We start from the raw sequence: 777 nt of genomic DNA, 5'->3' as shown, positions 1-777 counted from the left end.
GATACGGACGGACATGGAGAGGGACGTATTGGGCATCATCCGGATGAAGGAAGAAGTTCCGCGAGACGATCTGAAATCCGAGGAGATACATCAGGTCCGTCTGGCGCTGCGCCTCGCCCTGTCCTTCCGGCGCGACCCGGTCAATGTCGATGACGACAATCCGGGCATCCCCAAGATCCAGACGTGTCGGCTTTGTCAGGCTTGGAAACTTCGCGACGAAATGATTGAGGTACCGCCTGAAAACGTCGATGGAGGACTCTGCCCCGCCTGTCGGGTTTGCCTTCTCGAATTCCAGCCGGATGCGCTCTTCGCGAACGACCTCGACGAGGTCGCTGATCACAGGCACGGCAAACTGGGTCGCGCGGTGCGCCATGCGCATGTCGCCGACGTTTGCCAGCATGTCAGCGACTTCCCACCAGGTCGTAGCCCGTGTCGCTGAAAGCCGATGATGTGCGAGGGCCATATCAATGCCGAGCCGGTCGACCCCTTCGCGATACATCTTGGGACGGACAGAGGGACCAGTGTCGGAGTAATATTCATACGCAGCCGTAATGAGCGCGTCGATCAGCTGGTTCATGCTCTCGAAGTCAGAGCCGTCGAGGGGCTTACAGATCTGCGCGAGAAAATTTGTCAGAAACGTGCGGTGATAGGGGAGCGGCGTTCGACAACAGGTTTCGGTATCGAAAATGTTGTAGGCGTGTTCGTCGATGAGCTGAAACGGAATGTGAAGCGCAAGGTGGCGTTCTTCCTGTCTCAGTCCGGCCCTGACCATGTCGA

The 777-nt window shown here is 57.9% G+C and carries 1 pseudogene; it reads right to left on the bottom strand.

Annotated elements, in window-relative coordinates:
• Nucleotides 1-777, bottom strand: a pseudogene (locus R5H23_RS16845) (type IV secretion protein DotO); the annotation flags it as partial.

Source organism: Gluconobacter sp. GP1, from assembly GCF_032913585.1.
Lineage (GTDB): Bacteria > Pseudomonadota > Alphaproteobacteria > Acetobacterales > Acetobacteraceae > Gluconobacter > Gluconobacter cerinus.
This window is presented reverse-complemented; position numbering and strand designations above follow the sequence as displayed.